This is a genomic window from Leisingera sp. NJS204, assembly GCF_004123675.1.
Classification (GTDB): Bacteria; Pseudomonadota; Alphaproteobacteria; order Rhodobacterales; family Rhodobacteraceae; genus Leisingera.
Genome location: NZ_CP035417.1, coordinates 1893991 through 1908321, shown reverse-complemented (window position 1 = coordinate 1908321; position 14331 = coordinate 1893991). Strand labels below are relative to the sequence as shown.

The 14331-nt window shown below is 61.7% G+C and carries 13 protein-coding genes; 7 read left to right on the top strand and 6 right to left on the bottom strand.

All coding sequences use genetic code 11. The features are described from left to right. Window positions 1–7 precede the first annotated feature (7 nt). Window positions 8–2749 carry a DNA gyrase subunit A gene (gene gyrA, locus ETW24_RS09370; RefSeq protein WP_129370811.1) on the top strand — a complete coding sequence of 914 codons (2742 nt, stop codon included), beginning with the start codon at window positions 8–10 and terminating at the stop codon, window positions 2747–2749. 128 nt (window positions 2750–2877) lie between these two features. Then, the gene (locus tag ETW24_RS09365; protein ID WP_129370810.1) at window positions 2878–3228 is read left to right on the top strand and encodes a DUF6614 family protein; all 351 of its coding nucleotides are present in this window, start codon (window positions 2878–2880) and stop codon (window positions 3226–3228) included. A gap of 193 nt (window positions 3229–3421) precedes the next feature. On the opposite strand, the gene ETW24_RS09360 is transcribed toward ETW24_RS09365, so the two are convergent. From ETW24_RS09360 to ETW24_RS09350, 3 genes are read right to left on the bottom strand one after another with little or no spacing between them, the layout of a single operon-like run. Beyond that, the gene (locus tag ETW24_RS09360) at window positions 3422–4891 is read right to left on the bottom strand and encodes a carboxypeptidase M32 (RefSeq protein ID WP_129370809.1); all 1470 of its coding nucleotides are present in this window, start codon (window positions 4889–4891) and stop codon (window positions 3422–3424) included. Window positions 4892–4894: 3 nt separating this feature from the next. Then, entirely contained in the window at window positions 4895–6040 is a 1146-nt protein-coding gene (ctaA, locus tag ETW24_RS09355) for a heme A synthase (protein WP_129370808.1), read from the bottom strand. A gap of 60 nt (window positions 6041–6100) precedes the next feature. Further along, entirely contained in the window at window positions 6101–6853 is a 753-nt protein-coding gene (locus ETW24_RS09350) for an RNA methyltransferase (RefSeq protein ID WP_129372890.1), read from the bottom strand. A gap of 181 nt (window positions 6854–7034) precedes the next feature. Here ETW24_RS09350 and ETW24_RS09345 point away from each other — a divergent pair, with 181 nt between their 5' ends. Continuing rightward, complete coding sequence (locus ETW24_RS09345; RefSeq protein WP_129370807.1) at window positions 7035–7667, top strand: thiamine phosphate synthase; 633 nt, start codon at window positions 7035–7037, stop codon at window positions 7665–7667. 15 nt (window positions 7668–7682) lie between these two features. Here the strand turns inward: ETW24_RS09345 and ETW24_RS09340 are convergent, their stop codons facing one another. Further along, a complete protein-coding gene (locus ETW24_RS09340; protein WP_129370806.1) occupies window positions 7683–8834 on the bottom strand; it encodes a HupE/UreJ family protein in 1152 nt (383 codons plus the stop codon). On the opposite strand from ETW24_RS09340, the gene ETW24_RS09335 reads away from it, so the two are divergent. The 4 genes from ETW24_RS09335 (at window position 8833) to ETW24_RS09320 (ending at window position 12294) form a co-directional block, all read left to right on the top strand. Then, the gene (locus ETW24_RS09335; protein ID WP_129370805.1) at window positions 8833–9642 is read left to right on the top strand and encodes a DUF4198 domain-containing protein; all 810 of its coding nucleotides are present in this window, start codon (window positions 8833–8835) and stop codon (window positions 9640–9642) included. The two genes, ETW24_RS09340 and ETW24_RS09335, sit on opposite strands and share 2 nt — an antisense overlap. A 41-nt stretch (window positions 9643–9683) precedes the next feature. Then, on the top strand, window positions 9684–10592 hold the full coding sequence (locus ETW24_RS09330; RefSeq protein WP_129370804.1) for a PfkB family carbohydrate kinase: 909 nt from the start codon (window positions 9684–9686) through the stop codon (window positions 10590–10592). Further along, window positions 10589–11503, top strand: coding sequence for a pseudouridine-5'-phosphate glycosidase (locus ETW24_RS09325; RefSeq protein WP_129370803.1), 915 nt, complete (start codon window positions 10589–10591; stop codon window positions 11501–11503). Before ETW24_RS09330 ends, ETW24_RS09325 begins: the two co-directional genes overlap by 4 nt. Window positions 11504–11583: 80 nt before the next feature. Then, entirely contained in the window at window positions 11584–12294 is a 711-nt protein-coding gene (locus tag ETW24_RS09320; protein ID WP_129370802.1) for a DUF502 domain-containing protein, read from the top strand. Between the two features lies 1 nt (window position 12295). Here ETW24_RS09320 and ETW24_RS09315 read toward each other — a convergent pair whose 3' ends face one another. Together ETW24_RS09315 and ETW24_RS09310 are read right to left on the bottom strand one after the other, a co-directional pair. Next, complete coding sequence (locus ETW24_RS09315) at window positions 12296–13324, bottom strand: patatin-like phospholipase family protein (protein WP_129370801.1); 1029 nt, start codon at window positions 13322–13324, stop codon at window positions 12296–12298. Between the two features lie 101 nt (window positions 13325–13425). Continuing rightward, complete coding sequence (locus ETW24_RS09310; RefSeq protein ID WP_129370800.1) at window positions 13426–14199, bottom strand: 3-hydroxybutyrate dehydrogenase; 774 nt, start codon at window positions 14197–14199, stop codon at window positions 13426–13428. Window positions 14200–14331: the final 132 nt, after the last annotated feature.

The following is a 14331-nucleotide window of genomic DNA, read 5'->3' as shown; positions in this document are numbered from 1 at the left end:
AGCCAACGTGAGCGATACGCCGGAAACTCCTGAAAACATGGACGAAAACCTGCCGGAACGGCCCGTATATGACGGCCCCACGGTATCCATTGAATCCGAAATGCGCACGTCCTACCTGGACTATGCCATGTCGGTCATCGTCAGCCGCGCCATCCCGGACCTGCGGGACGGGCTGAAACCGGTTCACCGGCGCATTCTCTATGCAATGCACGAATCCGGCAACACACATGAAAAGTCCTACCGCAAATCGGCCCGCCCGGTCGGCGACGTGATGGGTAAGTACCACCCGCACGGTGACAGCGCGATTTATGACGCGCTGGTGCGGATGGCGCAGGACTTCTCAATGTCGCTGCCGCTGCTGGACGGCCAGGGCAACTTTGGCTCGATGGACGGCGATAACCCGGCGGCCATGCGTTACACCGAAGTGCGGATGGACAAGCCGGCGGCCTTCCTGCTGTCTGACATCGACAAGGAAACCGTCGACTTTCAGGACAACTATGACGGCAAAGACCGCGAGCCGACGGTTCTGCCGGCCCGGTTCCCGAATATGCTGGTCAATGGCGCCGGCGGTATTGCGGTCGGCATGGCCACCAACATTCCGCCGCACAACCTAGGCGAAGTGATTGATGCCACCCTGGCGCTGATCGACGATCCCGACCTGACCAGCGAACAGCTGATTGATTACGTGCCCGGCCCGGACTTTCCGACCGGCGGCGTGATGCTGGGCCGCTCCGGTGCCCGCAAGGCTTATCTGGAGGGCCGCGGCAGTGTGGTCATCCGTGCCAAGACCCGCACCGAGGAAATCAGGAAAGACCGCTATGCCATTGTTGTGGACGAGATTCCCTATCAGGTGAACAAGGCGGCAATGATCGAAAAGATCGCCGAGCAGGTGCGCGACAAAAAAATCGAAGGCGTCGCCCATGTGCAGGACGAATCCGATCGCAACGGCGTGCGTGTGGTGGTTGAGCTTAAGCGCGATGCCACGCCCGAAGTGGTACTGAATCAGCTTTACCGCTTCACTCCGATGCAGACCTACTTTGGCTGCAACATGCTGGCGCTGAACGGCGGCCGGCCGGAACAGCTGACGCTGCGCCGGTTCCTGACCTCCTTCATCGACTTCCGCGAAGACGTGGTGGCGCGCCGCACCGCGTATCTGCTGCGCAAGGCCCGTGAACGCAGCCACATCCTGTGCGGCCTCGCGGTTGCGGTCACCAATATCGACGAAATCGTCACCACCATCCGCCAGTCTGCCGATGCGGCCGAGGCGCGTGAAAAGCTGATGACCCGCCGCTGGCCGGCCCAGCCGATCCTGGAATACATCGCGCTGATTGATGATCCGACCCATACGGCCAATGACGACGGCACCTATAACCTGTCGGAGACCCAGGCCCGCGCAATTCTGGAACTGCGCCTGCAGCGCCTGACCCAGATCGGCGTGAAAGAGGTCACTGACGAGCTGGAAGAACTGGCCCGTAAGATCAAGGAATACCTTGAGATCCTGTCGTCGCGCGAGCGCATCATGGGCATCATCGGCGATGAGCTGCGCGAAGTGCGCGACAACTTCGCTGTGCCGCGCCGCACCGAGATCGTCGATTGGTCCGGCGACATGGAAGACGAAGACCTGATCGAACGCGAGGACATGGTGGTGACCGTGACCTCCGGCGGCTACATCAAGCGTACTCCGCTGGCTGATTTCCGGTCGCAAAAGCGCGGCGGCAAAGGTGTGTCGGGTATGCAGACCAAAGAAGAGGATGTGATCACCACCCTCTTTGTGGCCAATACCCATACCCAGCTGTTGTTCTTCACCACCGACGGCATGGTCTACAAGCTGAAGACCTGGCGCCTGCCGCAATCCGGACGCACCGGCAAGGGCAAGGCCATCGTCAACATCCTGCCGATCCCGACCGGGGTTTCCATCGCGGCAATTATGCCGGTCGATGTGCCGGATGATGAATGGGAAAACCTGCAGGTGGTCTTTGCCACCAGCGGCGGCGATACACGCCGCAACCGGCTGTCGGATTTCACCAACGTCCGCCGCAACGGCAAGATCGCGATGAAACTGCCCGAGGACGGATCGGTCCAGCTGGTGAATGTCCGTATCTGTTCGGAAGACGATGACGTGATGCTGTTCACCGACTCAGGCCGTGCGATCCGCTTCCGCTCCACCGATGTGCGGGTGTTCAACTCGCGCGAATCCACCGGTGTGCGCGGCATCCGTCTCAGCGGTGAGGACCGTGTGGTCTCGATGTCGGTGATCCGGCACTCGAAATACACGCCGGAACAGCGCACCGCCTACCTCAAGATGCGCCGCGCGATGGCCGGATTGACTGACGATGCCGAGGCCTCGGATGAGGATGCGCCCGAGGATCCGAACTTCTCGACCGAGCTTTATGCGGAAATGTCGGCGGCGGAAAACCTGATCCTGACCATCACCACAGGCGGTTCGGGCAAGTTGTCCTCCTCGCATGACTATCCGGTGCGCGGACGCGGCGGCATGGGTGTCACCGCGATGGACAAGGCGATGCGCGGCGGTGAAATCGTGGCCTCCTTCCCGGTTGAAATGGATGACCAGATCATGCTGGCCACGTCCAAGGGCCAGTCGATCCGGGTGCCTGTGGATGGCATCTCCTTCCGTTCACGCTCGGCCGGCGGTGTCCGGGTGTTCAACACCGGCAAGGGCGAAGAAGTGGTGTCCGTCGCATGGATTGCTGAAAACGGTGATGAGGAAGACGGCGGCGGCGAAGAGTAACACCGCCGCTCAGCCTGACTAAAGCAGCGCCGCCCTGGATCACCTGGGCGGCGCTTTTGTGTTTAACCGCTGCCTAATCTTTCTGTGACAGACTATCGCTTGAGTTGTCTGCACCAAGGGATCGTCCCATGAACCTCTATCAATGCTCCATCGACCTGCATCACGAAGCCAAGGCGCTGAGCTTTGCCAGCGCGGTTGACCAATGGATGAGCTACCTGCAGGAGCGCGGCGTGATCCTGGGCTGGCGGCTGCTGCGGCGCAAGCTGAACCTGGCCAGCGACACTTGCCGCGATTTCCTGCTGGAGATTGAGTTTAGGGACATGACCCAGCTGGATCAGGCTTTCCGTGTCCTGGGCGAACATGACGAGGAGGTCGAAAAGCTCTACTCCCATGTCACAGCCCTGATCGCCACGTCAGAGACCGGCCTCTACCGTCCCTTCCCGGATCCCGAGCGGGCGGAGCGCATGGCGCTGATCTGACGGTTTGCGTTTCAGATCAGGGTTGGCGCCAGCACAAAGCTGGCAAAAATCAGATAGGCTATGGCTGTATGCATCAGTTATTTCTCTGCTCTCATCCCCATGAGCATCCGAGAATACACCTGAAATACGGCATTTCCGGGGCAGCGGATTTTCCGCTGCCGCCAGAAAGCCTTAGCCGTGGTGCAAGGCCGTTTCAGAGATCGTAAAGCAGGCTGAACTTCTCTTCTAGATAGGCCAGCAGCGGTGCGTGGCTGGGCTCCATGCCGGATGCGTGCACGATGGTATCGCGTGGGCTGCGCAATCCGCCATGCTGTTGCAGGGATTCTTTCAGCCACCCGGTCGCACCCGTGGTGTCGCCCTCTGCCAACTGCATATCCAGCCCCGGAACATCACGGCGCAGCGCCTGATACAGGCAGCCGGCATAGACGTTGCCCAAACTGTAGGTCGGAAAATACCCGAACAGACCCACAGACCAATGCACGTCCTGCAAACAGCCGTTTGACGGCCTGTCGACAGCATAGCCAAAGTCCGCCTCGAACCGGTCATTCCAGGCCGCCTCCAGATCCTTCACCGCCAGATCGCCGCTCATCAGTGCGCGCTCCAGGCCGAACCTAAGCATGATGTGCAGGTTATATTGCAGCTCATCCGCCTCAGTCCGGATATAGCCCTTATGCACTGCGTTCACCGTGGCATAGAAGCTGTCCGCATCCGCAATGCCGAAATCGCCAAACGCCGCTTTCATCTCCTCAAACAGCCAGCCGGTGAACGCCCGGCTGCGGCCGATCTGGTTTTCATAGATCCGGCTTTGGCTTTCATGCACGCCCATCGACACGCCGCTGCCCAGCGGGGTCAGCAGGTAGTCGCGGCTGATGTTCTGCTCATAGGCGCCGTGGCCGACCTCGTGAATGGTCGAATAGAAGCAGTTGAACGGATCCACCTCACTGGTCCGGGTGGTGATCCGCACATCCAGCCCCGAGCCGGAGCTGAACGGATGCACTGCCTTGTCGACCCGCCCGTGCGCCATGTCATAGCCGAAAGCTTTGGCGAGCTTCCGGGTGAGCTTCATCTGCGCCGCTTCGTCAAATGTGCCTGCCAATCCCTTGGGCGCGGGCTTCTCCAGCACCTTGGCGCGAAGGTCCACCAAGCCAGGACGCATTGCGTCAAAGATCTCCGCGATCCCTGCCCCGGTCATGCCGTGTTCATAATCCTCGACCATGGCGTCGTAGACATCGCCGCCCGCGGCCAGCGCCAAACCTTCCTCGCGCTTGAGGGCGACCACTTCCTCCAGCACCGGCACAAAGGCGGCAACATCCTCATCCGCCCGCGCGGCGGCCCATTTGCCCTGTGCCTCGGATGTCACCTGGGCGATCTTCTTGGCCAGATCAGCAGGCACTTTGACGGTGCGCTCATAGCTGCGGCGGATTTCACGCAGCTGGGCTTCCCCTGCCTCATTCGGCGCAACTGCCTGCTCCAGCCACTCCGCCACCTGCGGGTCGCTTCGGCGGGCATGCAGAACGGCTTCGATCGCGGCCATCTCCTCGCCCCGCTGCGGCGCCGCCCCGCGCGGCATCATGGTTTCCTGATCCCAGCCCAACCGGCCCGCAATCTGCCCCAACGCCTGGGTTTCGCGCTGAAAGGCCATCAGTTCGTCAAATGCGCTCATAGGTCAATGATCCTTGATCGAGGTTGCAATGGGATAGGCAGACAGGAAGCGGGCGCGCAGGATCAGCACCCAGACGCCGATTGCCACCAGCTGGTGGGTGATCGCGGCGTGCAGCGGTGCGGCATAGATCACGGTGATGATCCCCAGCAGCACCTGCACGGACAGCGCTGCAAAGACGGCGTTGAAGGCAAAACGGGTGCGCGCATGGGCAGAGCCGCGCCCGCGCAGCCAGGCCACCACGCCAAAGGCAAACAGCAAGTACCCCGCCACCCGGTGAATGAATTGCACCAGCCCGGGGTTTTCAAAGAAATTCTTCCACACGGGTTCAATCATGAAAGGCTGCGGCGGGATCACCTGCCCGCCCATCAGCGGCCAATCGGTATACGAGCGGCCCGCGTCGATCCCCGCCACCAGTGCGCCCAGCAGGATCTGCAGGAAGGCGAAATGCATCAGGCCGGTGGACAGGCTGAACAGCTTGGCCTCCTTGGCGCGACGCGCCTGCATCAGCTCGCGCTCCTCGCGGCCCAGCATCAGCATGTACCAGGCAATGAAGCCAAGGATCACAAAGGCCAATCCCAGATGCACGGCAAGGCGGTAGGAGGCGACAGCGGTCATCCCCTCGCCCTGCGTCACGCCAGAGGCCACCATCCACCAGCCGATCGCGCCCTGCACACCGCCCAGGATGCCGGGCAGCGCCAAGCGTCCTGCCCAGCCTGCCGGGATCTTGCGCGCGACCAGGAACCCGAGGAAGCCGAGCGCCCAAACCAGGCCAATGACGCGGCCCAATTGCCGGTGGCCCCATTCCCACCAATAGATCGATTTGAAATCTGACAGTTCCATCCATTGGTTCTGAATACGCCACTGGTCGATCTGCTGGTATTTGCCGAACTCCGCCTGCCATTCCGCCTCGGACATCGGCGGGATGGATCCGGTCACGGGGCGCCATTCGGTGATCGACAGGCCCGAGTCCGTGAGGCGCGTCAACCCGCCCACCACGATCATTGCCACCACCAGGGCAAACAGCACCATCAGCCAGGCGCGGATGCCTTTGCGGGCGCCGCCGCGGCCGCGGTCGATCAGCCCCGGCTGCGCTGCGGGGGCGTCCGTCTTCTCGCCCTCAACCTCTTCGAAAATGCTGCGCTTGCTCATGCTTGCCTCTTTGTCTGTGGTGCCAAGCTAGGGGCGGGTTATCTAAAGGTCCAGAGCGGCTTACTCGCCGCCGCGCTCTTTCCAGCGGACCATCTGGCGCATGATCCCGTGCAGCATCTGCACGTCGGAACGGGTCATCCGCATCCGGCTCCACAGGTTGCGCAGGTTGGTCTTCATGCTGTCGGCCTTTTCCGGCGGGAAGAAGAAGCCCGCCTCGTCCAGCCGGTCCTCGTAATGCTCCACCAGTTTCTCGACCTCGACGCCGCTTGCCCATTCGCCCTTGCGGCCCAGGTCAGTGGTTTCATGCTCCACATCCGCGGACTGGCGCATCCATTCATAACCGGTCAGCAGCACGCATTGGCCCAGGTTCAGCGAAGCGTACAGCGGGTTCACCGGCACCGAGATGATGGCGTTGGCCTTGGCAATATCCTCATTCTCGAGGCCCGCGCGTTCGGGCCCGAACATCACCGCGACCTTCTCGCCCGCCGCGATCTTCTCCGCCGCGATCTGCATCGCGCGTTCGGGGCTGTAGACGGGTTTGGTCAATCCGCGCTGGCGGGCAGTCGTGGCAAACACATAAGTGCAATCGCCCAGCGCCTCCGGCACGTCCGCACAGAGCTGCGCCTCGTCCAGCAGGCGACCGGCCCCCGAGGACATCGCCACCGCCTTGGGGTTCGGCCAGCCGTCGCGCGGTGCGACGATGCGCATCCGGTCAAGGCCGAAGTTCCACATCGCCCGCGCCGCGGCGCCGATATTCTCGCCCATCTGCGGGCGGACAAGGACAAAGGCGGGCTGAGGCGTATCGGTGGGCATTGCTGCGGTCATCCGTCTGTTGCGCTTAAAATCCGCCTTGCTGTAATCCCCGCGGGCGTCCGGGGCAAGGTCCGGCACCTGCCTTGCTGGTATTTCCCGCTGCCTCGGGCTGCGCAAATCCTTGCGTCCGGCGGCAAATCGGCTAAACACCGTCCAATCGCCTGAACAATGGAGCGCCACCATGGACAGCCCTTCTGACGCACCGGAACAGCCGCAGATCTATTTGATCTCCCCGCCAAGCTTTGAGCTGGGCAAGTTCCCCGGCCAATTGGCACGGGTGCTGGACGAAATAGATGTCGCCTGCGTGCGCCTGGATCTGGCCAGCCGCGATGAGGACACGCTGAGCCGTGCCGGTGACGCGCTGCGCGAGGTCACGATGGAGCGCGATGTGGCTTTGGTGATCTCGGATCACCAGATCCTGGCCGAGCGGCTGGGATTGGATGGCGTGCATCTGACCGACGCTTCTAAATCGGTTCGCACCGCGCGCAAGGCGCTGGGGGCGGATGCCATTGTCGGCTGTTTCTGCGGAGCGTCTCAGCATGACGGTATGGTGGCAGGTGAGGCAGGTGTGGACTATGTGAGCTTTGGCCCCGTCGGCACTTCTGGTCTGGGCGACGGCGCCAAGGCCGAGGCCGATCTGTTCCAGTGGTGGTCCCAGATGATCGAAGTTCCGGTCGTGGCCGAGGGCGGCTTGACCGAAGACCTGATACGCAGCATTGCCCCCTTTACGGATTTCTTTGGCATTGGCGATGAAATCTGGCACGCAGAGGATCCGCTTGCCCAGATAAAGACCCTGATGCGGGCAATGGGCTGATCCATCAGCGGGCGTTTACAGGAACACCCGCTCGGCAAACCAGTACCCCCCTATCAGCGCGATTGTGACCGAAGCCGGAATTGCCACCCGGCCGCGGTATTTCGGATGCCGCCCGAACCACAGGCGCACGCCGATGTAAGCAGCTGCAATCACCGCTAGCTGACCCAGCTCCACGCCGACGTTAAAACCAATCAGGGCTGGCAGGAACTGACTGGACGGCAGGCCAAACGCACCCAAAACGCTGGCAAAGCCCAACCCGTGCAGCAACCCGAAGCCAAAGATCACAAAGGTCCGCCAGCTGTGAAGCTTGCGGGCAAAGATGTTCTCGACCGCGACAAAGACAATCGACAGCGCAATCAGCGGCTCGACAATGGCAGCATTGACGCTGACCACCCCCAGAGCGCCCAGCGCCAGGGTGATGGTATGGGCCACGGTAAAGATACTTACTTGCAGCAGCAGCGGCTTCACCCGCGGGCTGAGAAAGAACAGCCCCAGAACAAACAGGATATGGTCCAGCCCTTTCGGCAGGATATGGGTAAAGCCGACGGGGATGTATTCCGCAAAGGCCTCGACCGGCGTCTTGGCCGCACCGCCCTGGAGCGGGATCGAGGGTGAGGTCTCTCCCCCCTGCAAGTACCCGGTGTAAGGCTCCTCCACCCCGTTCTGCCGCAGCACCACCCCGCCGGACCCGGCAGGCCAGGCAATGCGCAGGCTGTCTGCGCCCGCAGGAATTTCACCGGTCAGTTCAAGAAAGGACGCCCGCGGCAGGTTTGTGTCGCCTGCCTCAGGAATCGAAATGCCAGAGACGCGCAACTCCACCGGGCCGCCGGCCTGCAGGGAAAAGGTCTCCAGCCATTCTTCGGCAAAGAGCTGAACCATCGGTTCCAGTTCCGGAGCCTCCAGCGCGCGCAGCTCGTCATAATCGGCAGCCTGTGCGGTCTCATTTGTGTCGGACAGCCCATCCAGATTGATCCCGGCAACAAAGGCCTCAACGTTCAGACGCAGTTCCAGTGCAACCTGCCCGTCTTTCACCGTGAAATCGGCAATCACCGGCGTGACTTCATGGGCGCGGGCACTTCCAGCGCCTATTGCAACCATAGTGAACAGCAGCGCAAATAGGATCCGCAGCCAAGTCACACTGCGCCCGACAGCCAAGGACAAATTCATGCAATACCGCCTGTTCTGCTCAATTCTCTGTGCCGGGCTGACTTTGGGGGCCGCCCCGCTGTTATCCCACGAGTTTTGGATCGAGCCGGAAAAATATCAAGTGAATTCCGGTACTACAGTGGTGGCCAGTCTGCGCAACGGGCAGGAATTCAACGGCGCCGAGCAGCCCTATCTGGATCACCGGATCGCCCGGTTCGAGGTCATAAAGGACGGATCAGCGTCCCCCTATAAGGGCCGGATGGGCGATATGCCTGCGTTCTCAGCGGATGAGACCGGCGATGGTTTGACCGTGATCATCCACCAGACACAGCCGCAGACACTGACCTATGAAACATGGGAAGGTTTTCAGGCCTTCATTGACCACAAGGGTTTTGCCGGCATCCCCAGTCAGCATACCGAACGCGGCCTGCCCGACGCGGGCTTTGCCGAGCAATACACCCGCCATGCCAAGGCTCTGGTGGCCATCGGCAGCGGTGAAGGGTCCGATCTGGACACCGGTATGGAGACCGAAATCGTAGCCCTCGCCAATCCCTATACCGATGATCTGGTAGCGGGGTTCCCGGTTCAGGTTCTGTACCAGGGCAACCCGCGCCCGCAGGTGCAGGTCGAGGTCTTTGCCAAAGCCCAGGACGGCAGTGTCACCATCAGCACCCGGCTGACAGATTCACAGGGAAAATCCGTCATCCCAGTACTACCGGGGCATACCTATCTGCTGGACGCTGTGGTCCTGCGCCCTGCGCCGGAGGACAAAGATCACGTGTGGGAAAGCCTTTGGGCCGCGCTGACCTTTGCCGTGCCGCTACGCTGAAGCCGCTTGCAGAGGGCGGGTAAAGGCGGCAATAGATCATTATGACACAAGCCTCTCATTCCCGGACACCTGCCATCCTATGCATCGGATCGGTTCTGTGGGACATCATCGGCCGTTGCAGAACGGAAATGCAGCGCGGCTCGGACATGCCCGGGCGCATCACCCGGCTGCCTGGCGGCGTGGCCATGAACATCGCCATGACCCTGTCGCGGTTCGGCATGCAGCCTGCCCTGCTGACGGCCGTGGGCCGCGATCCCGAAGGAGACGAGCTGATCCATGCCTGCAGCCACTTCGGCCTGATCACCGACCACATCTACCGCTCCGAGGATCTGCCCACCGACCGCTACATGGCTGTTGAGGGTGCCAACGGGCTGATCGCCGCCATTGCCGATGCCCATTCGCTGGAGGCGGCAGGCGACAAGATCCTGCGCCCGCTGTCCAACGGCGCACTGGGTACCGCGGAGACCCCCTACACGGGTCAGGTTGCGCTGGATGGAAACCTTACATTGTCGCTGCTGGATGACATTGTCGCCAGCCCGGCCTTTGCCAAGGCAGACTTGCGGGTGGCGCCTGCTTCCCCTGGCAAGGCGGAACGGCTGCGCCCCTTCCTCAACCGCACCCGCGGCACGCTCTATGTGAACCTCGAAGAAGCCGGCATCCTGTGCCAAGCCGAATTCACCGACAGCGAAACCGCCGCTAAGGCGATGCTGGACCGCGGCGCGGCGCGGGTGCTGGTCACTGATGGCGGCTCCTCTGCCACTGTAGCCGATGCCCAGGGCGCCATCACCCTTGTCCCGCCCCGCGTCACGGTTGCCCGCGTGACCGGCGCAGGTGATACCTTCATGGCCGCCCATATCGTTGCCGAGGCACGGGGCGAAGACCGCAAGACCGCTTTGGCCTCCGCCCTCAAGGCTGCGGCCACCTATGTTTCAGGAGAACCACCGCTGTGATCGAGATCCGCACTTCATCCGAGGTCCAGGCCGCCAAGGCTGCAGGACAGGCCATTGTTGCGCTGGAAAGCACCATCATCACCCATGGCATGCCCTACCCGCAGAATGTCGAGGTCGCCGCACAGGTAGAACAAGACATCCGCGATGGTGGCGCGGTGCCCGCCACCATGGCCGTTATAAAAGGCGTGCTGCATGTGGGGCTGGAACCCGATCAATTGCAGGCGCTTGGCCAGGCGCAGGGGGTTGCCAAGATCTCCCGCGCCGACATGCCCGCTTGTATCGCCACAGGCGGCACCGGTGCCACCACTGTTGCGGCCACGATGATTGCCGCGCGTCTGGCCGGGATTGAAGTCTTTGCCACCGGCGGCATCGGAGGCGTCCACAAAGGCGCGGAAACCACATTCGATATCTCCGCCGACCTGATGGAACTGGCGCAGACCCCGGTCACCGTGGTGGCGGCAGGCGCCAAAGCCATTCTTGACGTGCCGAAAACGCTGGAAGTGCTGGAAACCCAGGGCGTGCCGGTCATCGCCTATGGCCAAGACAGCTTTCCGGCCTTTTGGTCGGCCCAGTCGGATCTGAAGGCACCGCTGCGCATGGATGATCCGGCACAGATTGCCCGCGCCCATGCCACACGGCAGGCAATGGGGCTGCCCGGCGGCCAGCTGATCGCCAACCCGATCCCGGCAGACGCCGAAATCGCGGCAGAGGAACTGGCTCCGGTCATCACTCAGGCCCAATCGGAGGCGGATGAACAAGGCATCTCGGGCAAGGATGTGACCCCCTTCCTGCTGCGCCGCATCTTCGAGCTGACCGAAGGCCGTTCGCTTACCGCCAATATCGCATTGGTGCGCAACAACGCCCGGCTGGCGGCAAAGATCGCACAGGAACTGAACAAACTGGCACAATGACTTGATTTTCCGGGCGGATGCCATTGCTCCGCCCGCAATCAGTGCCTAGGTTCCACTCGAAATTTCCGCAAAGAAGCCACATGACCACGCCCTTCGACGAAGAACCTCACCGACGCCGCGGATTGTTTGCCAGTCTGCGCGCCTCCTTCTTTACCGGGATCGTCGTCATTGCGCCGGTAGGTCTGACCATCTGGCTTCTGTGGTCGGTGATGGGCTGGATCGACAGCGTGGTGCTGCCGCTGGTACCGCACACAGTCCGGCCCGAACAATACATCGGCATCAACCTGCGCGGTGTCGGGCTGATCATCTTTCTGCTGTTCACAATTGTTGTCGGCTGGGTCGCCAAGGGCATTCTGGGCCGGTCGCTGATCAGCTTTGCCGAAAGCCTGGTGGAACGCATGCCGGTGGTCCGCACCGTTTATTCGGGCATCAAGCAGATTTCCGAAACTGTCTTTGCCCAATCGGAACGCAGTTTTGAAAAGGCCTGCCTTGTCCAATACCCGCGCAAGGGCATCTGGGCGATCGGCTTCATTTCAACCAACGCCAAGGGTGAGATCGCCAAGAAGGTCGAAACCAGCGGCGGCCTGGTCAGTGTCTTTTTGCCGACCACACCAAACCCGACATCCGGCTTTCTGCTGTTCGTCCCCGAAGAGGATGTGATCGCGCTGGATATGTCGGTGGAGGATTCTGCCAAGCTGGTAATCTCGGCAGGCCTTGTCTACCCGAACCCCAAGGATCCTTCAAAGCCTTTGGAAAACGGCAAGAAACCAGCCCTGAAAGAACCCGCCTGACCTAGCTGAACATCGCAGGCAGATCCGTTGAAGAGCGCAGGCCGAGATTTTCACCGTCCTGTGCCAGGAAGTTCTCCGCCGCGTCCCGCCCTGCCTGTTTCAGCCGCGCCAGGATCTGCGGCACCGGAAACAGCTTGGTGGTGACTGACAGCTGCGTCATCAGATCATCATCTGCAATCATGTGCACCCGAACCTGCTTCATCCGCCCGGCCTCAAGCGTGCCATCCTCCAGCAGCCGCTGCACAAAATTGATGGCGCGCAGCTCCCGCAGCAAGGACGAGTTAAAGCTGATCTCATTCACCCGGTTGCGGATCTGCTGCGGCGTCTTCGGAACCTCCTCGCGCTCCAGCGGATTGATGTTCACAATCACCACATCCCCCGGCAACTCTGCTCGGAATAACGGAAACAGCGCCGGATTGCCGGTGAAACCGCCATCCCAATAGGCCTCCATCCGGCCGGTCTCCGGATCCTCGATTTCCACCGCCTGGAACATGTCCGGCAGGCAGGCCGAGGCAAGAATTGCATCGGTGCTGATCCCGGTGCCCTCAAAGACCCGGATCTTGCCCGTGCGCACACAGGTCGCGCAGACAAACAGCTCCGGCCCGGCCCCGGCGCAGACATCATCGAAACAGAACTGATCGACAACCTCCTGCAGCGGGTTCTTGTAAAAAGGGCCGTAGTGATAGGGAGAGATCATCTGACTCATGGTTTCCAGCGGCGAGAATGGCATGGCAGCCTCCAATGCACCGGTCCAGGCCACCGCATCAAACCGGGTCAGCCAATGGGCAAAGCGCATGTCGCCCACCGCCCCCATCTGCGCCCACAACTTGTCCAGCGCCGCCTTGGCACCGGTCCGCCCGCCCTGAACCATGCCGGACTTGAAGGCCGCGCCGTTCAATGCGCCGGCCGAGGTGCCGGTGATCCCAGCCACCTCAACCCCTTCATCCTCCAGCAGCCGGTCCAGCACTCCCCAGGTAAACGCCCCATGCGCGCCGCCGCCCTGCAGGGCCAGATTAATGCGTTTCACCAAAATACACCTGCCTATTTCACCTTTGTGAAAATACTCCGGGGGTGAATTGCCCCCTAGGGGCAAGAGGGGGCCGGCCCCCTCCCGCCGCTTCCACGTACCGCCTACAGCGCCGTCCAGCCGCCATCGACACTCAGCGTGGTGCCGGTGATCTGCGCTGCTGCGTCCGAACACAGGAACACCGTGGTGCCGCCCAGTTGTTCCACAGTGGCAAACGCGCGGCTTGGCTGGCGCTCCAGCATCACCTTCTTGATCACCTCTTCGCGGCCCATGTTGTATTTCTCCATGGTGTCCGGGATCTGCGCCTCAACCAGCGGTGTCAGCACATAGCCCGGGCAGATCGCATTGCAGGTGATCGGCTCCTCTGCGGTTTCCAGTGCCACCGTCTTGGTCATCCCGACAACCCCGTGCTTGGCCGCCACATAAGCTGCCTTAAACGGCGAGGCCGTCAGCCCGTGGGCCGAGGCAATATTGACGATCCTCCCCCAGCCCGCCGCGCGCATTCCGGGCAAGGCGGCGGCCATGGTATGAAAGTTTGAATTCATGTTGATCGCGATGATCGCGTCCCATTTGTCCTGCGGGAACGCATCGATCGGCGCCACATGCTGAATGCCTGCATTGTTCACCAGAATATCGCAGGCGCCGGCCTGCTCAATCAGCATCCGGCAATCCGGCCCTTTGGACATATCAGCCTGAATGTACTGGGCCTTGACGCTGAATTCACGGGCGAGCTCTGCTGCCAGCGCGTGATCTTCATCCCGGTCGGTGAATGAATTCAGAACCACATCGGCCCCGGCCCGCGCCAGTTCGCGCGCAACCCCCAGGCCAATACCTGAATTTGATCCAGTGATAACGGCGGTCTTCCCTTGCAAGGACATCGGCAACTTTCCCTCGGCTGAATGAAACTGACGGCACTGTGCCATGCTGCAGCTGCAAAAGAAACGCGTAAGACAGCGGATCGCCCCTTGCAACGCAGGGGCATTTCCCGTCAGAGGCAGTGTGGAAACGTC

What these genes read in the sequence shown, in the direction of transcription:
- ETW24_RS09365 (WP_129370810.1), top strand. Translation starts at nt 2,878, where the DNA reads ATGAACCTCTATCAATGCTCCATCGACCTGCATCACGAAGCCAAGGCG.
- ETW24_RS09360 (WP_129370809.1), bottom strand. Translation starts at nt 4,891, where the DNA reads ATGAGCGCATTTGACGAACTGATGGCCTTTCAGCGCGAAACCCAGGCG.
- ctaA (WP_129370808.1), bottom strand. Translation starts at nt 6,040, where the DNA reads ATGAGCAAGCGCAGCATTTTCGAAGAGGTTGAGGGCGAGAAGACGGAC.
- ETW24_RS09350 (WP_129372890.1), bottom strand. Translation starts at nt 6,853, where the DNA reads ATGCCCACCGATACGCCTCAGCCCGCCTTTGTCCTTGTCCGCCCGCAG.
- ETW24_RS09345 (WP_129370807.1), top strand. Translation starts at nt 7,035, where the DNA reads ATGGACAGCCCTTCTGACGCACCGGAACAGCCGCAGATCTATTTGATC.
- ETW24_RS09335 (WP_129370805.1), top strand. Translation starts at nt 8,833, where the DNA reads ATGCAATACCGCCTGTTCTGCTCAATTCTCTGTGCCGGGCTGACTTTG.
- ETW24_RS09340 (WP_129370806.1), bottom strand. Translation starts at nt 8,834, where the DNA reads ATGAATTTGTCCTTGGCTGTCGGGCGCAGTGTGACTTGGCTGCGGATC.
- ETW24_RS09330 (WP_129370804.1), top strand. Translation starts at nt 9,684, where the DNA reads ATGACACAAGCCTCTCATTCCCGGACACCTGCCATCCTATGCATCGGA.
- ETW24_RS09320 (WP_129370802.1), top strand. Translation starts at nt 11,584, where the DNA reads ATGACCACGCCCTTCGACGAAGAACCTCACCGACGCCGCGGATTGTTT.
- ETW24_RS09310 (WP_129370800.1), bottom strand. Translation starts at nt 14,199, where the DNA reads ATGTCCTTGCAAGGGAAGACCGCCGTTATCACTGGATCAAATTCAGGT.